Origin of the sequence: Erwinia sp. MYb375, assembly GCF_037479175.1 — a bacterium.
In the GTDB taxonomy this organism is placed as follows: domain Bacteria; phylum Pseudomonadota; class Gammaproteobacteria; order Enterobacterales; family Enterobacteriaceae; genus Erwinia; species Erwinia rhapontici.
The window spans coordinates 42891-64816 of record NZ_JBBGZS010000014.1; the positions used below are offsets into that span (position 1 = coordinate 42891).

The 21926-nt window shown below is 52.7% G+C and carries 18 protein-coding genes; 6 read left to right on the plus strand and 12 right to left on the minus strand.

Annotated features, from left to right (window positions below; all coding sequences use genetic code 11):
* Nucleotides 1-183: 183 nt before the first annotated feature.
* From rplM to sspB, 4 genes are all read left to right on the plus strand, one after another.
* Nucleotides 184-612: a 50S ribosomal protein L13 gene (rplM, locus tag WH279_RS06740; protein ID WP_056231094.1), complete on the plus strand. Its 429-nt coding sequence runs from the start codon at nucleotides 184-186 to the stop codon at nucleotides 610-612.
* A gap of 15 nt (nucleotides 613-627) precedes the next feature.
* Entirely contained in the window at nucleotides 628-1020 is a 393-nt protein-coding gene (rpsI, locus tag WH279_RS06745) for a 30S ribosomal protein S9 (protein WP_004168023.1), read from the plus strand.
* A 307-nt stretch (nucleotides 1021-1327) separates the two neighbouring features.
* Nucleotides 1328-1969 carry a stringent starvation protein SspA gene (sspA, locus tag WH279_RS06750; RefSeq protein ID WP_133844125.1) on the plus strand — a complete coding sequence of 214 codons (642 nt, stop codon included), beginning with the start codon at nucleotides 1328-1330 and terminating at the stop codon, nucleotides 1967-1969.
* A 5-nt stretch (nucleotides 1970-1974) separates the two neighbouring features.
* Nucleotides 1975-2472 (plus strand): ClpXP protease specificity-enhancing factor, encoded by a 498-nt coding sequence (sspB, locus tag WH279_RS06755; protein ID WP_200642716.1) that lies wholly within the window; start codon nucleotides 1975-1977, stop codon nucleotides 2470-2472.
* A 74-nt stretch (nucleotides 2473-2546) separates the two neighbouring features.
* On the opposite strand, the gene WH279_RS06760 is transcribed toward sspB, so the two are convergent.
* Both WH279_RS06760 and WH279_RS06765 read right to left on the minus strand, forming a co-directional pair.
* A complete protein-coding gene (locus WH279_RS06760; protein WP_133844121.1) occupies nucleotides 2547-4304 on the minus strand; it encodes a sulfite reductase subunit alpha in 1758 nt (585 codons plus the stop codon).
* Nucleotides 4305-4371: 67 nt separating this feature from the next.
* A complete protein-coding gene (locus WH279_RS06765; protein WP_339455390.1) occupies nucleotides 4372-9903 on the minus strand; it encodes a glutamate synthase-related protein in 5532 nt (1843 codons plus the stop codon).
* Nucleotides 9904-10918: 1015 nt separating this feature from the next.
* On the opposite strand from WH279_RS06765, the gene arcB reads away from it, so the two are divergent.
* Nucleotides 10919-13258 carry an aerobic respiration two-component sensor histidine kinase ArcB gene (gene arcB, locus WH279_RS06770; protein WP_339455391.1) on the plus strand — a complete coding sequence of 780 codons (2340 nt, stop codon included), beginning with the start codon at nucleotides 10919-10921 and terminating at the stop codon, nucleotides 13256-13258.
* Between the two features lie 818 nt (nucleotides 13259-14076).
* Nucleotides 14077-14778, plus strand: coding sequence for a monofunctional biosynthetic peptidoglycan transglycosylase (mtgA, locus tag WH279_RS06775; protein ID WP_418903918.1), 702 nt, complete (start codon nucleotides 14077-14079; stop codon nucleotides 14776-14778).
* Nucleotides 14779-14836: 58 nt separating this feature from the next.
* Here mtgA and npr read toward each other — a convergent pair whose 3' ends face one another.
* From npr to kdsD, 10 genes are all read right to left on the minus strand, one after another.
* Entirely contained in the window at nucleotides 14837-15109 is a 273-nt protein-coding gene (gene npr / locus WH279_RS06780; RefSeq protein ID WP_133844113.1) for a PTS phosphocarrier protein NPr, read from the minus strand.
* On the minus strand, nucleotides 15106-15960 hold the full coding sequence (gene rapZ / locus WH279_RS06785; protein ID WP_154753153.1) for an RNase adapter RapZ: 855 nt from the start codon (nucleotides 15958-15960) through the stop codon (nucleotides 15106-15108). The genes npr and rapZ overlap by 4 nt, the downstream gene beginning before the upstream one ends.
* 110 nt (nucleotides 15961-16070) lie before the next feature.
* Complete coding sequence (gene ptsN / locus WH279_RS06790) at nucleotides 16071-16553, minus strand: PTS IIA-like nitrogen regulatory protein PtsN (protein WP_200642720.1); 483 nt, start codon at nucleotides 16551-16553, stop codon at nucleotides 16071-16073.
* Nucleotides 16554-16731: 178 nt separating this feature from the next.
* Nucleotides 16732-17019, minus strand: a complete 288-nt coding sequence (gene hpf / locus WH279_RS06795; protein WP_133844107.1) for a ribosome hibernation promoting factor — start codon at nucleotides 17017-17019, stop codon at nucleotides 16732-16734.
* A gap of 22 nt (nucleotides 17020-17041) precedes the next feature.
* Nucleotides 17042-18475, minus strand: a complete 1434-nt coding sequence (rpoN, locus tag WH279_RS06800) for an RNA polymerase factor sigma-54 (protein ID WP_200642721.1) — start codon at nucleotides 18473-18475, stop codon at nucleotides 17042-17044.
* 48 nt (nucleotides 18476-18523) lie between these two features.
* Nucleotides 18524-19249 (minus strand): LPS export ABC transporter ATP-binding protein, encoded by a 726-nt coding sequence (gene lptB, locus WH279_RS06805; protein ID WP_200642722.1) that lies wholly within the window; start codon nucleotides 19247-19249, stop codon nucleotides 18524-18526.
* A 5-nt stretch (nucleotides 19250-19254) separates the two neighbouring features.
* Nucleotides 19255-19803, minus strand: a complete 549-nt coding sequence (lptA, locus tag WH279_RS06810) for a lipopolysaccharide ABC transporter substrate-binding protein LptA (protein WP_200642723.1) — start codon at nucleotides 19801-19803, stop codon at nucleotides 19255-19257.
* Nucleotides 19775-20350, minus strand: coding sequence for an LPS export ABC transporter periplasmic protein LptC (gene lptC / locus WH279_RS06815; RefSeq protein WP_200642724.1), 576 nt, complete (start codon nucleotides 20348-20350; stop codon nucleotides 19775-19777). Before lptC ends, lptA begins: the two co-directional genes overlap by 29 nt.
* The gene (gene kdsC, locus WH279_RS06820) at nucleotides 20347-20913 is read right to left on the minus strand and encodes a 3-deoxy-manno-octulosonate-8-phosphatase KdsC (protein WP_339455392.1); all 567 of its coding nucleotides are present in this window, start codon (nucleotides 20911-20913) and stop codon (nucleotides 20347-20349) included. Before kdsC ends, lptC begins: the two co-directional genes overlap by 4 nt.
* An 18-nt stretch (nucleotides 20914-20931) precedes the next feature.
* Complete coding sequence (kdsD, locus tag WH279_RS06825) at nucleotides 20932-21918, minus strand: arabinose-5-phosphate isomerase KdsD (protein WP_339455393.1); 987 nt, start codon at nucleotides 21916-21918, stop codon at nucleotides 20932-20934.
* Between the last annotated feature and the right edge of the window lie 8 nt (nucleotides 21919-21926).

Sequence of the window (21926 nt, forward strand, 5' to 3'; positions counted from 1 at the left end):
GAGTTCTCTATAATCTTGCGACCCCACGTTACAGCAAAGGTTTTTTTCCCAAAACTCTTTGTGTTCCAGTAACTCTATCCGAAGGGGTGGGCTTGCTGGTCAAGATGGTCGTGTGAGCTCCAACCGTTTATTCAAGCGTTTGGGATTTCACCAACGTGTAACTTAATTTGGGTAAGCTTTTAGATGAAAACTTTTACAGCTAAGCCAGAAACCGTCCAACGTGACTGGTATGTTGTTGACGCAACAGGCAAAACCTTAGGTCGTTTAGCGACTGAACTGGCTCGTCGTCTGCGCGGTAAGCACAAAGCGGAATACACTCCGCACGTCGATACTGGTGATTACATCATCGTTCTGAACGCTGAAAAAGTTGCCGTAACCGGTAACAAGCGTACTGACAAGATTTATTACCATCACACCGGCTTCGTCGGTGGTATCAAGCAAGCGACCTTCGAAGAGATGATTGCTCGCCGTCCTGAGCGTGTGATTGAAATCGCGGTTAAAGGCATGCTGCCAAAGGGCCCGCTGGGCCGTGCTATGTACCGTAAACTGAAAGTTTACGCGGGCAACGAGCACAACCATGCGGCACAGCAACCGCAAGTTCTTGACATTTAATCGGGATTACAGGCAATGGCTGAGAATCAAAACTACGGCACTGGTCGCCGCAAAAGCTCTTCCGCACGCGTCTTCATCAAGCCGGGTAGCGGTAACATCGTTATCAACCAGCGTTCTTTAGAACAGTACTTCGGTCGCGAAACTGCCCGCATGGTAGTTCGCCAGCCGCTGGAACTTCTGGACATGGTAGGTAAATTTGATCTGTACATCACTGTTAAAGGTGGTGGTATCTCTGGTCAGGCTGGTGCGATCCGTCACGGTATCACACGCGCTCTGATGGAGTACGACGAGTCACTGCGTGGCGAACTGCGTAAAGCAGGCTTCGTTACTCGTGATGCTCGTCAGGTTGAACGTAAGAAAGTCGGTCTGCGTAAAGCACGTCGTCGTCCTCAGTTCTCCAAACGTTAATTTTTTCTGCTCAGGCAGAATCAATTATCGGAAAACCCGGTGCCTGGCGCCGGGTTTTTTATTTTCTTCTAGTGCAAAAAGCGCGAAACACACACCGCTTTACCATTTTCCCCTGCAATTCCGTGTGCGACCCCCCACAAGCTGACTAAAATCTGGTAAACTATGTGTCACTTTGTGCCCATTGGCCGGGCAATGACGCGTGTATCCTGTGTACCAGGAATCGGTCAATCTTCGGGCTGGTGGCAATGATGAGTCGCCACGTGGATGGCTATTCGCAGTAATTTTCTCGATAAACTTGGAGGTTTACATGGCTGTCGCTGCCAACAAACGTTCGGTAATGACGCTGTTTTCTGGTCCGACTGACATTTTCAGCCACCAGGTACGCATTGTACTGGCTGAGAAGGGTGTTAGTGTCGAGATCGAGCAGGTTGAAACGGATAACCTGCCGCAGGATCTGATCGACCTCAACCCGTACCGTACCGTACCCACCCTCGTTGATCGCGAGCTGACGCTGTATGAATCGCGCATCATCATGGAATATCTGGACGAGCGTTTCCCGCATCCACCATTGATGCCGGTGTACCCGGTAGCGCGTGGTGAAAGCCGCCTGATGATGCACCGCGTCGAGCAGGACTGGTACAGTCTGATGCGTAAAGTTGAAAACGGTACCGCGCAGGAAGCTGAAGCGGCACGTAAGCAACTGCGTGAAGAGCTGCTGGCAATCGCTCCGCTGTTCGCACGTACGCCGTTCTTTATGAGCGAAGAGTTCAGCCTGGTTGATTGCTATCTGGCTCCGCTGCTGTGGCGTTTACCGCAGATGGGTATTGAGCTGATTGGTGCGGGTTCAAAAGAGCTGAAAGGCTATATGACGCGTGTCTTCGAGCGTGATTCCTTCCTGGCTTCCCTGACTGAAGCAGAACGTGAAATGCGCCTGCATACGCGGGGCTGATTACGATGGAAATGTCCCAACTTACCGCACGTCGTCCTTATTTGCTGCGCGCTTTTTATGAGTGGTTGCTCGACAACAATCTCACGCCGCATCTGGTCGTCGACATTAATTTGCCTGGCGTGATGGTGCCCCTGGAATACGCCCGCGATGGTCAGATCGTTCTGAACATTGCGCCGCGTGCTGTGGGCAATCTTGAGTTGGGCAATGATGAAGTTCGCTTCAGCGCCCGTTTTGGTGGTGTTCCTCGTCAGGTTTCCGTGCCATTAGCGGCGGTACTGGCGGTTTACGCCCGTGAAAACGGCGCGGGTACCATGTTCGAACCTGAACCGGCGTATGACGAAGCGGGTGAATTCGATGCATCTGGCGGGCAGGATGTTGCCCCGGAAACCGTGATGTCGGTGATCGATGGTGATCGTCCCGATGACAGCGTTTCTGACGATGAGGGCCCTGATGATGAGCCGCCTCCGCGCGGTGGTCGTCCGGCGCTTCGCGTTGTGAAATAAAAAACGGGCCTGATGGCCCGTTTTTTTATCCCTGTCTCTGGAGCGAACCGATGTTACGGTTCGCCTCACTTCTCTTAATAGACATCGCGCAGGTAGCGTTTTTCTTTCTTCAGCTGATCGACGTAATCTGCTGCACGTTCCGCAGACATCCCACCAAACTGAGTAATCACCTGATACAGCGCCTTATCGACGTCTTTAGCCATGCGTGAAGCATCGCCACAGACATAGAAGTAAGCCCCTTCTTCTAACCAGGCAAACAGCTCTGCACCCTGTTCCAGCATGCGGGTCTGCACGTAGATTTTCTCAGCCTGATCGCGTGAGAAGGCTAAGTCCAGGCGCGTCAGTAAACCACTTTCCTGCCAGGTATTCAGTTCATCCTGATAGATGTAGTCGTGTTCCTGATGCTGATCGCCGAAGAACAACCAGTTTTTGCCTTTCGCATTTAACGCTTCACGCTCTTCAAGGAAAGCACGGAACGGGGCAATACCGGTGCCTGGGCCAATCATGATCAGTGGAGCATCATTATTGGACGGCACGCGGAAGGCTTTATTCGGTGAAATGAAGATCGCAGGTTTTTCACCACGTTTAACGCGCTCAGCCAGGTAAGTTGAGCACACGCCGTTACGTGCACGGCCGGCGCTGTGATAACGAACGGAAGCGATGGTCAGATGCACCTGATTAGGGTGTGCTTTCTGGCTGGATGAGATTGAGTAAGCGCGGTGCTGCAACGGACGAAGCAGGGCAACAAACTCAGGAATACTCAGTGAACGAGTGACATCCAGCTGCAGCAGGTCGAGGGTATCTTTACCCCACAGCCACACACCCAGCGCATCTTTATCGTCATGCTGTAAGACATGGCGCAGCTCCTGGTTGGTGGTGTTCTGGCCCACCCATTCGATCAGCTTACGTGAAGGCTCAGAGATCTCAAACTGGTAGGTCAGCAGATCGCCCAGACTTCTTTCAAAGCCTGGAACGGGTGTGTCGTAGTCAGATTTCAGCTGCGTCAGCAGCAGAGTGACGAGTGCCGGTTCGTTGACCGGGATAACACCCAACGCATCACCCGCTTCGTACTTCAGACCACTGTCGGTCAGATCAAACTCGAAGTGACGAATATCTTTGCCTGAGTTCTCACCGGACAGGCGCTTGTTTGTCGCCAGTGCGGCAGCGTACGGGTTGTTTTTATTGCTGCCAGGGATGACTGGCGCTTCTGGTGCGCTCTCCAGAGCATTACCGCTGCTGCCTGCGCTGGCAGCAAACTGTGGCATAGAGCTGGCGATCCACTCGTTAGACGGCTCTTCATAGTCGATATCGCAGTCGATGCGGTCATAGACACGTTTTGCGCCCAACTGCTCAAGACGCATATCGATGAATTTACCTGCCTGGCAGAAACCGTCGTAGCCCGTATCGCCAATTGCCAGTACCGCAAAGTGCATCTGTTCCAGGCGTGGGGCCGTGCTGGCAGAGATAGCCTGCCAGAACAGCTGTGCGTTATCCGGCATTTCACCTTCACCGTAGGTAGAGGTGATCACCAGCACGTGACGCATGGTCGCGAACACGTCGATATCGACCTCGCCCAGGCCCTGAACGACCGGTACCAGCCCTTTTGCACGCGCTGCTTTCGCCGCGCTCTGTGCTAATGCTTCCGCATTACCCGTCTGGGAACCAAACAGGATATGGAGCTGGGTGGTTGCTGCGGAGGCAGCAGAGCCGGCTGCCTGCGGCTGATTTTCCAGCACCAGCAGGCGCGAATGTAAACCAGCAAGGAAACCTGCCAGCCAAAATTTCTGCTCACCATTAAACGGTGCATCTTCAGGAATATAAGGAATCTTCATCGCTTTTATCTACTCAATCCCGTTTGAATACTCGTTATAGAATATTAGTTTCTGTTCTTATCAATAATCAGGCTAATTTGCCGACTGCGGCAGCCAGTTCAGGCAGTGCAGCACGTGCGAACAGCTCTTCAAAGTCAGGCAGCCGTCCCAGTACTTCTCTGTTGCATGCATCCTGATACATGATCCAACCGTACGTCGCCAGACTGTCCATTGAACGGATGTTACGTTGCGTCAGCGCGGCTTTATAATCTGTCATGCGCTTCGCACCAATCAGGCAGGAAAGCTCCTCATCACTGTAGCTTTCAATGGCAGCGCGACCGTGGCGCTGCAACTTGCTGATCAGCGTGAAATCCTCGGTCATCAGCAGGTTACGCACTGCTTTCTCAACCGCCGGGTCTTCCACTGAAGTGCCTTTCGGCAGACGCGAAAGTGCCAGCTGCTGCGCAGAGCTGAGGACGGTGTAGTTGTTTAACAACACCAGCATCTCGGGGGTATCCGTTGCGCCGTAGCCCGGAACTGCACCATTGGCGATGGCTTTACCTTCACGCCATGCCGCTTTAAATTTCGCGACCTGATGACCGGCAAGCGCGGTAGAGAGTTCTTCGAGTAAATCCTTACGGGTTTTCGCTTTCAGGATCTCAGCGCCATCCTGATACAGCAACAGGGAACGCGGCATCACGTAAACGAAATGCTGGCTCTCTGTTTCCCAGTGATCAAGCAACCACTGAGCACGTGGAGAAGAGGTCGCTTCCAGATGCCAGTTCAGCATGGTCAGTACCGCTTCTTTATGAACGCGCGCCATCTCGTTGTCATCAGTGATGGACCCCAGCATCACGGAATCACCGGCTGCAGAACCCGCCAGCGTGCCGTACGGGTCGTACTGGTAGGCGAAACCGCCGCTCATGCCATTACCAAAACCCGTACCGTATGTACCCAGGTTAAGCACCGCACCGTTCGTCATATATTCGCAGCAGAAATCACCGACGCCTTCAACAACCGCAGTTGCACCGGAGTTACGTACGGCAAAACGGTCACCCGCCTGGCCTTGTGCGTACAGACGCCCGCCGGTGGCACCGAACAGGGCAAAGTTACCGATCAGCACGTTGCCTTCCGCGTCCTGTGAGCCGCCGCCAGGCGACATCACCACAATCTCACCGCCGCACTGCCCTTTACCCACACCGTCGTTACAGGTGCCGTAATGTTCCAGGCGCATGCCATCGTTACAGAACACACCGTAGGACTGGCCAGCAGAACCGGAGGTAGAGATAGTGATCGTCGCCGGTGCCAGATAGCGGCGACCGCGATCGTCCAGCAGCGCGGCCGGAATACGGCTCAGGTGCTCAGCGTTCAGTGTATGGTTCAGCAGGCGCTCAATGTCGATAGCCAGCTGACCACCCACGCTCTTGTTACGGTTATTCAGTGTGATCCCTGCGCCGAGTTTGATCTCAGTGGATCCCTGGCTGACCAGCTGATCGTTCAGCAGATCAATCCAGCCGTTATCCAGCTCAAAATCTTTTTCCAGATAGACTGGACGGGCGATTTTCAGCTCGGGCACTACGGTCAGCATGGCACGCAGGTCCAGTTTGCCGACTTCCAGTGGGTGATCCATCAGGTGCAGCAGATCCGAGCGGCCACGGGCTTCGCGCAGTGAGCGCAGGCCGAGACGTGCCAGCATTTCACGCACTTCATGTGCGACGTTGATAAAGTACTGCGCCAGCTGACGCGGATCGCCATCAAAGGCTTCGGCATTAGTGGTCAGGCCTGCCGGGCATTTCACGTTACAGTTTTTCGCCATCACACATTTCAGCATCATCAGTGCAGTGGTGCCGAACTCGAAACTGTCGCCGCCCAGCAGTGCGGATTTCACCACGTCGCTACCTGTCTGCTGTGCCCCAGAGCAGCGCAGCAGCACTTTTTCACGCAGGCCGTTGGCACACAGCGCCTGATGCACTTCGGCAATGCCGATTTCTGCCACGCGTCCGGTGTATTTCAGGCTGGTGACCGAGGCTGCCCCGGTCCCCCCGGTGTTACCGGCAACGTTGATGACATCGGCACCGGCTTTCGCCACGCCAACGGCAATGGTGCCGATACCTTCAGAGGAAACCAGTTTGACGATGACACGCACACGCGCCGCTTTACAGTCGTGGATCAGCTGCGCCAGATCTTCAATCGAATAGGTGTCATGGTGCGGAGGAGGTGAAACCAGCTCCACGCCCGGTGTACCACCCCGTGCCGCCGCGATTTCTACCGTGACTTTGGCTGCCGGTAACTGGCCGCCTTCACCCGGTTTTGCGCCCTGGCCAATCTTGATTTCCAGCTCTTCGAGCATCGGGTCAGCCAGATAGGCCGCCCAGACGCCGAAACGACCGGATGCCAGCTGCTTGATACGGGAAGCACGAATGGTGCCGTGGCGTGAGTAGTGTTCACCGCCTTCACCGCAGTTACTCATGCCGCCCACCATGTTGGTGCCGTGAGCAACGGCTTCGTGCGCCGGGGCGACCAGCGCACCGTGGCTCATGGCGCCAGAGGCAAAGGTACGGGTAATTTCGTGAGCGGGCTGCACTTCGCTCAATGGCAGTGCCGGAGAGATAGTGAAGATGCGTGACAGATAATCTGCCGCTTTTCCGGTTGCCGTCAGGTGCAGGGCATCCGCCGCCACTTCAGCATGCTGAATCGCGTCACCAAAGCGTTTTTTCAGGACGCCGGACAGCGTAGTCAGGCGGTCATGCTCGCTTTTCAGGCCGACGATGGCATCAGTCAGGCGCACGGTAAACTGTCCTTCACGGCCTTCGATCGGCTCGCAAACCAGCCCACGCACGGCAAAGCCGTTGTTGACCAGCGAGTAACGGCCCAGCTTGCGAGTGAACTCTGCTTCGCTATCGACGTGCGTTAAGTCTGCCGGCAGGGCGAGAATATCACGCAGAGCCGCCGGGCGACGTTTACGCTCTTCCAGCATCAGGCTGGAGAACTGGCGGTAATCAGCGGTGATGGTGAAGTTATCGATCACCTCATTCGGGATGCGTTCGAAGCTGCTGTCAGTAAAGGACTTCGCTTTGATATTGAAGGCATTATCCAGCTTGGCCAGCGTCATCAGGCGGATAAAATTATCCTCCTCACGGGCTTTGTCGCTAAAGCGGATAGGCTGCTCAGTCATATCGATAAAGGTACGTACGGCAATGGTTCCGTAAGAGTGGCCTGCACCTTCTGCACGCTCTTTAAACAGCCCCAGCAACGGTACGTCAGACTCGCCCTGAATGCGCAGCGCACTCTGGTGCCAGTCAACGGCCATCTGTGCGATGGTGGCAAAGCCAGCGCCGCCCACCGGGGTTTTGATATTCGGGAAATACTTCTTCAGCACGCGATCTTCGGTATCCAGGAAGTTCGGTTCAAAGAATTCGCCACAGCTGTAGCTTTCAACGGTACACAAGCCCACTTTACCCATGGTTTTCATCAGGGCTTTTTCAGCGGCTTTGGCATAGCGTTTAAAGGCTTTATTACCTTCTTCGCCTTCACCATACTTCTCTTCAGCACGCATCTGCACGCCGAGCGGATAAACCGCCGAAGCACCGAAACCGAGGGTCGCGGCAATGTGATGTGAAGAGATACTCTGACCGCTTTCCACCACCAGTGAAACATCAAGACGCAGGCCTTCCTGCACCAGGCGCTGGTTGATCGCCGACACCATCAGCAGCATCGGGATAGCCGCACGCGTCGAGGAAATATGGCGGTCAGTAATAACGGCGATGCCGCCCTGTTCACGCGCGAAATCAACCACATCCTGCGCCAGGGCATCAATGGCTTTTTCCAGCGCATCGGCGTTGGCCGCACGGCTCTCAGGATCGGTCCCGATAACTGGCTCGTAGAGCATTTCAAAACGGGCATACGGTGCCACGGTCTGCTCGCGCAGTTGCAGCATATCCAGATGCGTCAGAATCGGTGTTGGAACCACAATCTGGTGGCCTTTGCTGCGCCCGAGATGCGGTTTAGCACCTAATGCTACGCGCAGCGTCATGCCGTCTACTTCACGGATAGAATCCAGCGGTGGGTTAGTGACCTGGGCAAAGCGCTGGGAGAAGTAGTGCGCCATGCCACCTTCATGATCGGACAGGGCGTTAATCGCGTTGCCGTAACCCATCGCTGAAATTTTCTCAGCGCCGGTGGTCAGCATCGGGTCCATCATGAATTTGAAGCTTTCCTGGTTGTAGTAGTAAGCCACAAAACGCTGATAGGTTTTGAGGTCACCGCTGTAACGCAGAGGCGAGCCTTGTTGCTCTGCCGGAATAACCGGGAGTTCCTGTAATGTGACGCGCGACTCTGCCAGCAGAGCCGGGTAGTCAGCCACCGCAGCCAGTTTCTCCAGCGCTTCGATGGTGGTGTAGCTGCGTTTTTCACGGTGATCGTAATAGAGCATCCCGCCCGCTTCGATACGGCCACGGCGTAGTACGCTTTCCGGTGGGAAGGCGATCTGGCCCGCTTCCGACATCGCACCGATGTATTCAGCGGTTTCGACAGAACGCAGAGGACGCAGCCCCAGACGGTCAAGACGCGCACCAATCACTTCGCCGTTACCAAAGATCAGAGCGGCCGGGCCGTCATTCTTCTCTTCGTACAGTGAGAAATATTCCAGCATCGCACGCACTTCAGCAGACAATGATGGATCGTTTTCCCATGCTGGCGGCATCATCGATACCACGGCGGTGATCAGGTCCAGGTTATCTTCCATCAGGCGGCTGTGGATGCTCTGGTCAAGACGGGAGCTGTCTGACTGGCCTTTCGGACGCACGATCTTCTTACCGCGTGCCAGCGCAAGCGCGGATTCTGCAATGCGGTTTTTACGGTCAGTATTCAGTTCACCGTTGTGCGCCATCAGGCGGAACGGCTGCGCCATGGTGGTGTGTGGGTCGGTATTGGTTGAAAAACGGGTATGGAAGAACAGACCGCGTACCTGGTGGTCAGCATCGGTCAGATCCTGGAAATAAGGAATCACTTCATTGGAGTTCAGACGTGCTTTAAATACCTGCGTGCGCGAGGAAAGCGACAGCGGATAGAGACCGCCAAATTCACTTTCAGTAAAGGCGCGGGCTTCGATGTCCAGCAGGGCACGATAAATGCGCTTTTCAAAATCAATCTGGTTGGTCACATCGGCCGGGGCAGTAAACACCCATTGCGCGATAGGCAACTGGAACTGAATCGCCGCCGGGCGCAGCACGCTGTTATCCAGCGGCATATCGCGCTTAACGATGATCGTCAAATCGTAGGCGGCCAGCGTTTCTTCGACCAGGCGCTCGGCGTTGGCACGAAGCGCACTGTCTTTCGGGACAAAGAAGTTACCGACGCCATAACGGCCCGCTTCCAGCGGCAATCCGGTAATTTTGCGGAAAAAGTGCAAAGAGAGGTCAACGTTGACGCCAGCGCCATCACCCACGCCTTCGGCTGACATACCCCCGCGATGAGGAACGGTGCACAGGGCATTGTGTGCCATCTGCAGAACCTCATGAGTTTGCTCGCCGTCCTTACGAGTAATGAAACCTACGCCACAGCTATCACTGTCTTTTGATGGATCATACAAGCCATAGGGATAAGGTTTTGAGTTGGACATCGAGGGCCTCCTTAAACTGCTTTTGACATTACCACTGTTCTTCAGGCACAGAGCGCTACGGGCAGTCTTCTCTGGCTCTGTATCATTTTATGCCGCTAAAACGCAGACACCGTGACTCCGAACATTCCATTGACGGACATTTGTTTAAACGTCCTTGAATGAGTTGCTCACGAAATTCCGGGTCTCAAATTGGAGATAACTTGCATCACGAGGGAGTCTACTTGCTGCATAGATATGCCGAGACACTGGCCCGTTAGGAAAGCTTCCAGCGGATTTCCAACTTATCGGGAAAGCGTACTCAGGTCAAATAGCGATCTTACTTATACCTTTTAGTGTGTTTTGTTATTTATCACAATGATAAATAACAAGAAAATGCCATATTTTAACCCTATCGACCCATGCGTGAAGGCACAGGAAGTGTGAGCTGACTCACTATAGGGCAGCGGGCAAATCTCTGCACCATGCTGGTGCCGGGGTTATTGGCAGCAGAATGTGCTGTTAGGTTCCTGATAACCGCAGGAACGCACTGTTTTTAGTAGGGAGGGTTATTTGAATTAAACAGAGGGGTGTCATTAGTAAAATTAATCATGCCAGGTGTGATTAATATTTCATTAATTGTGAATGATTATTCGTTGGATGTGACGAGAGACTGCGAGTGGGGCCGACCATCGCTATGAAAAGTATCAACAAGAGAAAGGCGCGCTGAATCCAGAGCGGCCCTACAGATTATGCAGTTATAAAATTTAGTCAATATCTTAAAGGGTAACTTTTTGCTGAGAGGGAAAAAAAGTTTTTATTGTCGGCCACCCTGGCGAGAGCATTGCCAGGCCTGGTTTTGCCGCCAGTGCCAGTCTCAGGCAGCAGGGCGCGGAAAATCCCGTCATAACCCGCTGAGGGCTGTGGGTGCTGCTGCACTATTACTGTGCAGATTTCTGGCACTGGGGGGGTAGATAGCGCGTTGGTCTTTTGTTCAATTCCGGTATGATTGCCGCTATCCGGCTGGAAGGAATCCTTTATGAAACAAATTCGCTTATTAGCGCAGTACTACGTTGATTTGATGGTCAAACTGGGGCTGGTGCGCTTCTCGTTGCTGTTGGCATCAGCGCTGGTGGTACTGGCTATGATTGTGCAGATGGCGGTCACCATGGTGCTGCGTGGTCATGTTGAAAGTATCGATATGGTACGTTCGGTATTTTTCGGTCTGCTGATCACGCCCTGGGCGGTTTACTTCCTCTCTGTGGTGGTGGAACAACTGGAAGAATCGCGTCAGCGCCTTGCCCGGCTGGTTGATAAGCTGGAAGAGATGCGCAACCGTGATTTGGAACTTAATCAGCAGATGCAGGGTAATATCATCCAGTTGAATCAGGAGATTACTGACCGAATTAAGGCCGAGGACGCACGCTTGCAGGTGGTGGCAAAATTGAAAGAGGAGATGGCGCGGCGTGAAGAAGCGCAAATCGAACTCGAACAACAATCCTCTTTTCTGCGTTCATTCCTTGATGCTTCCCCTGATCTCGTGTTCTACCGCAATATTGACCAGCAGTTCTCAGGCTGTAACCGCGCGATGGAGTTGCTCACGGGCAAAAGCGAAAAACAGCTTATCGGCCTGACTCCAAAAGATGTCTACGACGACGATGCAGCGACCAAGGTGTTGGAAACCGATGAGAAAGTATTCCGTCATAATGTCTCCCTGACTTATGAGCAGTGGCTGCAATATCCCGATGGACGCAAAGCCTGTTTTGAAATCCGGAAGGTGCCTTATTACGACCGCGTAGGGAAACGTAGTGGGCTGATGGGTTTTGGACGCGATATAACCGAGCGTAAGCGCTACCAGGACGCGTTAGAGAATGCCAGTAGGGAGAAGACTACTTTTATCTCTACTATCAGCCACGAGCTTCGTACGCCGCTTAATGGCATTGTGGGTTTGAGCCGTATTCTGTTGGATACTCACCTCAACCAGGAACAGCTTAAGTATCTTAAAACCATCCATGTTTCCGCTATTACACTGGGTAACATTTTTAATGATGTGATTGAGATGGACAAAATCGAGCGCCGAAAAGTGCAGCTTGATAATCAGCCTATTGATTTCACAGGATTCCTTGCCGATCTGGAAAACCTCTCCGGCTTGCTGGCCGAGCCAAAAGGGCTGAAGTTTGTGCTGGCGCCATCGCTACCGCTTCCCCACAAAATCATTGCTGATGGCACGCGACTGCGTCAGATCCTGTGGAACCTGATTGGCAACGCGGTGAAATTTACCCAGCAAGGGGAAATCGTGGTGCGGGTTGGCTATCACCAGGATGACTGCCTGTACTTCGAAGTCGAAGATTCCGGCATGGGTATCCCGCAGGATGAGCAGGATAAAATTTTTGCCATGTATTACCAGGTGAAGGATCAGCGGGGCGGCAAACCTGCGACGGGTACGGGTATCGGGCTGGCGGTATCTCGCCGTCTGGCACAGAGTATGGGAGGCGACATCAGCGTGCATAGCGCGCCTGGGCAGGGCTCTTGCTTCACCCTGACGCTCAACGCACCGCGTGTGGTTGAAGACCTCAAAGATGAGCAGCAGGAAGAGGATCTGCCACTGCCTGCGCTGCACGTGCTGCTGGTGGAGGATATTGAGTTGAACGTGGTGGTTGCTCGTTCCGTGCTTGAGAAACTGGGCAACAGCGTAGAAGTGGCGATGACGGGACAAGCCGCACTGGATATGTTTGACCCGGACGAGTTCGATCTGGTGTTGCTGGATATCCAGCTACCCGACATGACCGGACTGGATGTGGCGCGCATCATTCACCAGCGTCATGCCGGAGAGCATCTGCCGCCGCTGGTGGCGCTGACGGCAAACGTCCTGAAGGATAAAAGTGAATATCTCGATGCGGGCATGGATGATGTACTGAGCAAGCCTCTGGCCGTTCCTGCACTCACAGCGATGATCAAAAGATACTGGGATTTTCAGGCAATTGATCTGCCTGATGCACCGGAGTTCAATATGGATGAGAAAGAACTGGCGTTACTGGATGTGCCTATGCTTGAACAGTATATCGAGCTGGTCGGGCCGAAACTGATCCATCAGAGTCTGGCAATGTTCGAACAGATGATGCCGGGTTACCTGGCGGTACTGGATTCCAACATGATGGCGCGAGATCAGAAAGGCATCGCTGAAGAAGGGCACAAAATTAAAGGCGCTGCGGGTTCCGTGGGGCTGACGCATTTGCAGCAGGTTGCAAAACAGATACAAAGCCCTGAGCTGCCTGCATGGTGGGATAACGTTCAGGAATGGATCGATGAGCTTAAGCACGAGTGGCGCAATGACGTGGAAGTGTTACGGCAATGGGTGACAGACGCTGAAAAAAAATGACCCCGACCGAAGCCGGGGTGCGCGAATACTGCGCCAACACCAGGGAAAAAGGTCCTCCTGAGCTATTTTGATAAGAATCGTCGAGAGCTCAGGTTTAGGTATTGGGTGAACATAACAATGCTCAGTCACTACTTTAGCAAATCTTGCGTCACATGTTACCGGATTCATTAAAATGTGTGATGTTGAGCAGCGTTCGTAAATAGAAGAACCGATTTTCACAATCCAGTCAAGCGACGAATTACATTTTGCGATAATCCGTATGTTTATTGAACGATTCTGGCTTTTCTCCTCATTGTGAGATTGACGTGAACTTTTTGCTCTGATGAGTTTTTACTTAGGTACGAGAGTCTCGCTGGTGTAATCGATTTTTTTAAGTGTAAATTCATGTTTTTATTGTTTTTTATTGGGTTTTTAATCTGGTTTCCCGAAACGTTTTGGTTTCTGCTAGCACAAATTACCGAATCGCCCTCCAGCGGTCGGTAAATGCTGACTCCGTTCAGCAAGATAAATAGCTCATTCCAGTAAGGTGAGGCTGTGGAAAATGGATTCAAAGGCCAAATGTACGCGTGATTTTCTTAATGTGAGGCTGAATAATCGAAAGCTTCCAGATGAAATTTATAAGCAGGGCGAACCAATCAATTTAGTCTGTTTTCGGCTTCCGACAGATCCATCGTGGAGTGAAGGTTAAGTGCGTGATTTAATGGAACCGATTCCGGTTATGTCGGATTAACTGACAATAAAGGAAAAATCCTGGTGTATTTTCATACTGATAAATTTTGGGCGGATCCTTGGGTATGAGTCGCAATAAATTGCGCGTGATGGCGCGGATCAAGTCGGGTTTATTTCGTCTGGCCCTGGGCATAACGGGTTTATGGGTTGGCGGTATTGTCCTCTTTGCTTTTTTGCCGGTTCCGTTCTCTGCCGTGATGGCCGAACGGCAGTTGGGCGCCTGGTTCAGTGGTGATTTTCGCTATGTGGCTCATTCTGACTGGGTGGCGATGGATAAGATTTCACCGTGGATGGCACTGGCGGTCATTGCCTCTGAGGATCAGAAGTTCCCGACGCACTGGGGATTTGATGTGGCCGCTATTCAGTCGGTGCTGGACAGTAGTAATGAGAGAGCGGGTATGCGTGGTGCATCGACACTTTCGCAGCAAACGGCCAAAAACGTATTTCTCTGGGATGGAAGGAGTTGGGTGCGTAAAGGCCTGGAGGCAGGACTGACGGTGGGAATTGAAACGGTATGGACCAAACGCCGGATCCTCACTGTTTATCTTAACGTGGCTGAGATGGGGAAAGGGGTGTTTGGCGTGGAGGAGGCCTCTCAGCGCTATTTCAACAAACCGGCCAGTCGCCTCTCTATGTCTGAAGCAGCGCTGCTGGCTGCGGTGCTACCCAATCCGATTCGCTTTAGGGCTGATGCACCGTCTGGCTATGTGCGTCAGCGTCAACAGTGGATCCTGCGGCAGATGCGCCAGCTCGGGGGTGAGAGTTTCCTGCGGGAACATAAGTTGCATTGATTCTGGCGGGAAATAGCGAACAGGCCGGCTGAAGCGCCGGTCTGTTCAGAGGTGAGGATTAGTCTTCGTCGAATCCGGCATTAAACAGATCGATCACAGCGGCCAGCGCTTCTTCTTCTTGCGCACCACTGGCTTCAACTTCGATATGGCCGCCTTTAGCGGAGTCCAGCATCAGTAGCGCGATCACACTGCTGGCTTCCGCTTCAGTACCGCTTTCATTGCGCAGCAGCACTTCGGCATCAAAACTCTGTACCAGTTCGAACAGCTTCATCGCCGGGCGCGCGTGCATACCCAGCTTATTTTTAATCTCAACGGTCTGTTTTACGGTCATGATTTGCGTTTTTCCAGCGTACGGTGACGAGACTGAACGTTTTTACCGCGCGAGCGGAAATAATCTGCCAGCTGCTCGGCAATATACACGGAACGATGTTTACCGCCGGTACAGCCGATCGCTACTGTCAGATAGCTACGGTTATTGGTTTCCAGCATCGGTAACCATAACTCCAGGTAGCTGCGCGTCTGATAAATAAAATTATGCACTTCAGTATGACGATCAAGGAAAGCGGCAACGGGGCGGTCAAGACCGGTCATCGGACGCAGTTTCGGATCCCAGTGTGGGTTCGGCAGAAAACGGACATCAAACACATAATCGGCGTCAATGGGAATACCGTGCTTGAAACCGAAAGATTCGAACACCATGGTCAGTTCACGTTCGCGTTTACCCAGCAGGCGGGTACGCAGCATCTCTGCCAGCTCGTGCACTGACATTTCTGAGGTGTCTATAATCAAATCTGCTCGGGAACGTAATGGTTCCAGCAGGTCGCTCTCTTCATCGATGGCACTTTCCAACGACAGATTTTTACTGGAGAGCGGATGCAGGCGACGGGTATCGCTATAACGACGGATTAACGTATTACGGTCAGCATCTAGGAACAGAAGCTGCGGCGAAAAACAGTCTGGTAAATTGGTGAGTGCGGTTTCAAACACCTCCGGAGATTCCGGCATGTTGCGTACATCGATACTCACTGCAGCAGATATGTTGCGCTCAGCCAGCGAATTAGCCAGATCAGGCAGCAAGACCACGGGCAGGTTATCCACGCAGTAAAAACCCATGTCTTCCAGAGCGCGTAACGCCACTGATTTCCCTGAGCCTGAGCGACCGCTGACGATCATCAGCACCATTTCACTTTTCCCCCAATTTAACCCGCTTTCCCTGAGACCTGAAGCTGCACCAGCGCTGCATTTCGCTGCGTTGCTACAACTTCATTGTGTCGGGGACTGTTGCAGAATGACTAACTCTCTTCGTGATCTTCCGTGATGATCTCGTAAAGATCTTCATCGTTTTGTGCGGCACGCAGGCGACGCAGAACGGTTTTATCTGCCAGGCGCTTGGCAACCAGAGAGAGAGTATGAAGATGTGTTTTACACTGATCTGCTGGCACCAGCAGGGCAAACAACAGGTCCACGGGCTGATTATCAATCGCATCAAACGCGATGGGCTGGTCAAGGCGAATAAAGACACCGACTGCACGTAGCGTATCTTCTTCCAGCTTGCCGTGCGGGATGGCAATGCCATTACCGATACCTGTGCTGCCCATTCTTTCACGCGTCAGAATCGCTTCAAAAATTGTCTGATGCGGGAGGTTAAGCTGTTTCGCTGCAAGCTCGCTGATAATTTCCAGCGCACGTTTTTTGCTCTGGCAATGTACGCCATTACGGGTACACGAGACGCTCAACACGGAGCCCAGTTCCAGTTTCAAATCATTGTTCATCATAGTTTCACTTAACTTTTCACTTCCGCAGGCAGGACACTCTTTACCTACGTTCAGATCAAGAGATTAACATGCCGTATTGATTAACGGCTCGTATTCCCGGAAGAATACGAGCCGATACCGCTTTCAGCCTATGCCAGAAGAAGCGGGTTGCTGAAACACCATCAATGCATTGTGAGATTTAGTGTTGTTTTAGCTTATCTTTGTGTTTATTCAACTGGCGAGTCAGCTTGTCGATCAGGCCGTCAATCGCCGCGTACATATCTTTATCTTCCGAGGTGGCATGCAGCTCGCCGCCATTCACATGCAATGTTGCATCGGCAATTTGCGTCACTTTCTCCACTTTTAAAACAATATAGACCTGGTTAATCCGGTCAAAGTATTGCTCCAGTTTGGCAAACTTCGCTGTCACAAACTCGCGCAGTGGCTCGGTGATTTCAACGTGCTGTCCAGTGATATTGAGCTGCATAGTGTCTTCCTTCTCTGTTCGTTCAGACCAGCTGTTTGCGCTGATTTGATGGCGGGATGGATAAAGACTCTCGGTATTTTGCCACAGTGCGCCGTGCCACCATAATTCCCTGTTCGGAAAGCATGGAGGTGAGCTTGCTGTCGCTGAGTGGTTTGACGGGATTCTCCGCCGAGATTAATTTTTTCACCAGTGCCCGAATCGCCGTGGAGGAGGCTTCGCCACCCCCTTCGGTATTGACGTGACTGGAGAAAAAATACTTGAGTTCAAAAATACCACGTGGACTGTGCAGATACTTTTGGGTAGTCACACGGGAAATGGTCGATTCATGCATTTCGACGGCACTGGCAATATCGGCCAGCACCATTGGGCGCATATACTCTTCGCCCTGTTCGAAAAAGGCCTGCTGCTGATCCACGATACAGCGTGTCACTTTCAGCAGCGTATCATTTCGGCTTTCCAGGCTTTTAATCAGCCATTTCGCTTCCTGCAAATTACTGCGGATAAACTGCGAATCACTGTCGCTGCGCGAGCTTGAGCCTAGTGAAGCATAATGCTGATTAATCTTCAGACGCGGTACGCTGTCTGCATTCAACTCGACCATCCAGCGATTGCTGACTTTACGCACCAGCACATCTGGAATGACATACTCGGGTTCCTGAGTATTGATCGATTGGCCTGGGCGCGGGTCAAGCGTTTGAATAACCTGCATTGCCCCCTTGAGCACGTCTTCTTTAAGGCGTGTGACGCGCATCAGGCTGCGGAAATCATGGTTGGCCAGCAGGTCGAGATGCTCACTGACAATCAGCCGGGCTTCTTTCAGCAGCGGCACATCTGCCGCAAACTGGGAGAGCTGTACCAGTAAACAGTCGCGCAGATCGCGGGCGCAGACGCCCACCGGATCGAAACGCTGTACGCGTTTCAGCACCGCTTCCACTTCGTCGATGGTTAGCTCATCGTTACCCATACTCTCAAGCACTTCTTCCAGCGACACGGTCAGGTAGCCCGTATCGTCGACAGCATCGACAATCGAGGTCGCAATCGCGCGATCGGTATCGGTAAAAGGCGTGAGCTCCACCTGCCACATCAGATAATCCTGTAGTGTCTGGGTCGTTTCACCCTGATACACAGGTAATTCATCGTCATGATAGTCGGTACCCGTGCCTGACGGCGTACCTGCGGTGTAGATTTCATCCCAGGTGGCATCCAGTGGAAGCTCCTCGGGCATGTCTTTCTGTTCCAGCGCTTCCCGGGTATCCAGCGCTTCTGTTTCCTGATATTCGCGGGTATCAACTTCTTCGTGAATGTCGGTCTGTTCAAGCAACGGGTTACTTTCCAGCGCCAGCTGAATTTCCTGCTGTAGTTCAAGCGTAGAGAGTTGCAGCAGGCGAATGGCCTGCTGCAGTTGTGGCGTCATGGCAAGCTGTTGACTCAGCCTGAGTTGTAAACCTTGCTTCATATTCAGAGTATTAATTCCCCAGAAAACTTACCGAATGTGAACACCTTATCAGAGTCTGAACTCTTCGCCCAAATAGACACGCTTAACTTGCTCATCGGCCAGGATCGCTTCCGGGGTGCCGTGGGCGATAAGATGCCCCTGGCTGACGATATAGGCACGCTCACACACTGCCAGCGTTTCACGTACGTTATGGTCAGTGATCAGTACGCCGAGGCCGCTGTCACGCAGGTGTTCAATAATCTTTTTAATATCAATAACGGAAATCGGGTCAACACCGGCAAACGGTTCATCCAGCAGGATGAACTTTGGATTGGCGGCCAGCGCCCGGGCAATTTCTACACGGCGGCGTTCACCGCCTGATAGCGCCTGACCGAGGCTGTCACGTAAATGTTCGATGTGAAACTCTTCCAGCAGTTCATTAGCGCGATCTTCACGCTGCTCACTGGTCAGATCATCACGAATTTGCAGCACCGCCATCAGGTTATCGTAAACACTCAGACGCCGGAAAATAGAGGCTTCCTGTGGCAGATAGCCAATACCCCGACGTGCACGCGCATGCAGCGGCAAAATGCTGATGTCTTCATCGTCGATCACGATGCGACCTGCATCACGCGGCACGATGCCAACCACCATGTAAAACGTGGTGGTTTTGCCTGCACCGTTCGGACCCAGCAGGCCCACGATTTCGCCAGACTTCACTTCCAGGCTGACATCTTCAACCACGCGGCGGCCTTTGTAGGCCTTCGCGAGGTTTTCCGCAATTAAGGTTGCCATGTTCGTTAGTTACTCTTTTTCTGACCGTTTGACGGTGTGCCTTTGTCCTGCAACTGCGAGGGTACCAGCACGGTAGTGACGCGTTTCCCGGTGCTGCCGAAGGCCTGCATTTTTTGCTCTTTCACCAGATAGGTAATGCGATCGCCTTTGACGTTGCTGTCGAGCTGCTCCAGATAAGCGTTGCCGGTTAACTCCACCAGGTCTTTCGCCAGTTCGTAATGCATTTTCTGGGCGTGACCCTGCACGGGTTTGCCGCTGTCCTGCATCTGGTAGAAGGTCGCTGGATTGCCGTAGGCATCAACAATGGTTTTATTGCTGTCGCCGCCAGGACGGGTCACGACGACTTTATCGGCCGTAATTTTAATCGTACCCTGCGTCACGATGACTTTGCCGGTGAACGTGGCGACGTTGCCCTGCATATCCAGCGCCTGATTTTCCGAGTCGACATTCACCGGTTTATCCGAATCGCCCGTTAATGCTAAAGCAGGAACGCTAACGGCGAAGAGCAGGGTTGCAGTCAGTAACTTAAGGCTTTTGTTCATTTTGAATTTCATAAGATGTTTTGACCTTTTCAATCAACTCGGCAGTTTTCTTCCGTAAATTCCCACGCATCTTCATACCTGTAGAGTTAAAGCTGCGGCCATAAAGTGTTACCTGATCGTCCGAGGTCACATCCTGAGTCGTCAGGTTAATTTGCGCATTATCTGTTTTGATGCGCTCAAGCTGTGCGTCTTTCGTCAGGCTGTTAACTTCAACATGTCCGTACAGGTACAGCATGCGATCGTTAGTGAGTTTGGCCTTGTCTCCACGCACTGACCAGGTCGGAACCTTGTTCTCATCGTAGGTAGTCATCACCGGGTTATCGAACCAGGTTATAGCATCCGTCGAAAAATAGGTCACCTTGTCAGAAACCAGCTTGTAGCTCAGTGCTCCAGTTGGGTTATAAACTACCGTATGTGAGTTATCACTCATATAGGTGGGTTCATTATTGTCCTGCGTTGCTGCACCGTCGTTATCATCGGTGGCAGTCAAATTCCAGCCAATCAGCACAATGGCGATCAGTGCCAGTATCAGCGTCATCCAGCGTCTTGTTTTACTCATACCGACTGCCCTTTGGCCTCATCAAACTTGCCCTGTGCAATCAGGATTAGATCGCAAATTTCCCGAACTGCACCACGCCCCCCCTCAATACGGGTCACATAGTGAGCGCGGGGAAGCAAAATGGGATGCGCATCAGCAACGGTCACACTCAGGCCCACTTCAGCCATGACCGGCCAGTCAATCAGATCATCACCAATATAGGCAACCTGATTCGCACTGAGTGACAGTGTATCCAGAAGTTCACGGAAGGCCAAAAGCTTATCCGTTTGTCCCTGGTAAAGATGCGTAATCCCCAGGGTAGCACAGCGATCTTCCAGCAGTTTGGCTTTACGGCCGGTAATAATAGCCACTTCAATCCCGGAGGTGAGCAGGCAGCGAATGCCGTAACCATCACGCACATTGAATGCTTTTAGTTCTTCACCATTGTTACCCTGGTAGATCACGCCGTCTGACATGACGCCGTCGACATCGCAGATCAACAGTTTTATGTTCTGCGCTTGTGTCATCACCTGTTGGTTGACCGGGCCGTAACAGGTCTCAACGGTGGCTGCTGAATGACTCATTTCTGTCCACTTCCTTTGTTAAACCACACCAGCACGTAGCATGTCATGCATATGCACCACGCCCAGTAGTGTGTCGCCGTCGGCGACCATCACGGAGGTAATATTCTTGTTTTGCATCAGATTCAGCGCATCCACTGCCAGGGTATTTGGCCGAACGCGGATCCCGCCCGGGGTCATCACGCTTTCGATACCGGCATGCTGGATATCAATGCCCATGTCGAAGACACGGCGTAAATCGCCATCGGTAAAAATGCCTTCGATTTTCATCAAATCGTTGCAGATTACCGTCATTCCCATATTTTTACGCGTTATTTCCAGCAGCGCATCGCGCAGTGAAGCATCACGGCTCACGTGCGGCATGTCGCTACCCGAGTGCATGATATCATCAACACGCAGCAGCAGCTTACGCCCCAGCGCACCGCCGGGATGGGAGAGCGCAAAATCTTCCGGTGTGAAGCCACGTGCTTTCAACAGGGCAACGGCCAGGGCATCTCCCATGACCAGTGTTGCCGTTGTGCTGGTGGTCGGTGCCAGGCCCAGCGGGCAAGCTTCCTGCGGCACTTTAACACACAGATGCACATCCGCTGCGCGGCCCATTGCACTTTCCGGGCGGCTGGTAAGGCAGATTAACGTGACGCGCAAGCGTTTCAGCACTGGGATCAGGGCCAGAACTTCGGAAGACTCACCGGAGTTGGAGATGGCTAATACAACGTCATTGGGGCTGACCATGCCCAGATCGCCGTGGCTGGCCTCAGCGGGGTGGACAAAAAACGATGGCGTACCGGTACTGGCAAAGGTAGCGGCTATCTTCTTACCGATATGCCCCGATTTCCCCATTCCCATCACCACAACTTTACCGCCACAGCGATAGATCAGGTTGCAGGCTTGGGTAAAATCGGCGTTGATGTACTGATCAAGCTGTTCTAACCCTTCACGTTCAATCCGCAATACTTCTTTCCCGGCCTGTTGAAAGTCAAAGTCGGGATCGGCAGTGATATGCGCCATAGTAGTCC

Bases quoted from the DNA above. Each gene is read 5' to 3' on its own strand.
- rplM (WP_056231094.1), top strand. From the start codon at position 184: ATGAAAACTTTTACAGCTAAGCCAGAAACCGTCCAACGTGACTGGTAT.
- rpsI (WP_004168023.1), top strand. From the start codon at position 628: ATGGCTGAGAATCAAAACTACGGCACTGGTCGCCGCAAAAGCTCTTCC.
- sspA (WP_133844125.1), top strand. From the start codon at position 1,328: ATGGCTGTCGCTGCCAACAAACGTTCGGTAATGACGCTGTTTTCTGGT.
- sspB (WP_200642716.1), top strand. From the start codon at position 1,975: ATGGAAATGTCCCAACTTACCGCACGTCGTCCTTATTTGCTGCGCGCT.
- WH279_RS06760 (WP_133844121.1), bottom strand. From the start codon at position 4,304: ATGAAGATTCCTTATATTCCTGAAGATGCACCGTTTAATGGTGAGCAG.
- WH279_RS06765 (WP_339455390.1), bottom strand. From the start codon at position 9,903: ATGTCCAACTCAAAACCTTATCCCTATGGCTTGTATGATCCATCAAAA.
- arcB (WP_339455391.1), top strand. From the start codon at position 10,919: ATGAAACAAATTCGCTTATTAGCGCAGTACTACGTTGATTTGATGGTC.
- mtgA (WP_418903918.1), top strand. From the start codon at position 14,077: ATGGCGCGGATCAAGTCGGGTTTATTTCGTCTGGCCCTGGGCATAACG.
- npr (WP_133844113.1), bottom strand. From the start codon at position 15,109: ATGACCGTAAAACAGACCGTTGAGATTAAAAATAAGCTGGGTATGCAC.
- rapZ (WP_154753153.1), bottom strand. From the start codon at position 15,960: ATGGTGCTGATGATCGTCAGCGGTCGCTCAGGCTCAGGGAAATCAGTG.
- ptsN (WP_200642720.1), bottom strand. From the start codon at position 16,553: ATGATGAACAATGATTTGAAACTGGAACTGGGCTCCGTGTTGAGCGTC.
- hpf (WP_133844107.1), bottom strand. From the start codon at position 17,019: ATGCAGCTCAATATCACTGGACAGCACGTTGAAATCACCGAGCCACTG.
- rpoN (WP_200642721.1), bottom strand. From the start codon at position 18,475: ATGAAGCAAGGTTTACAACTCAGGCTGAGTCAACAGCTTGCCATGACG.
- lptB (WP_200642722.1), bottom strand. From the start codon at position 19,249: ATGGCAACCTTAATTGCGGAAAACCTCGCGAAGGCCTACAAAGGCCGC.
- lptA (WP_200642723.1), bottom strand. From the start codon at position 19,803: ATGAAATTCAAAATGAACAAAAGCCTTAAGTTACTGACTGCAACCCTG.
- lptC (WP_200642724.1), bottom strand. From the start codon at position 20,350: ATGAGTAAAACAAGACGCTGGATGACGCTGATACTGGCACTGATCGCC.
- kdsC (WP_339455392.1), bottom strand. From the start codon at position 20,913: ATGAGTCATTCAGCAGCCACCGTTGAGACCTGTTACGGCCCGGTCAAC.
- kdsD (WP_339455393.1), bottom strand. From the start codon at position 21,918: ATGGCGCATATCACTGCCGATCCCGACTTTGACTTTCAACAGGCCGGG.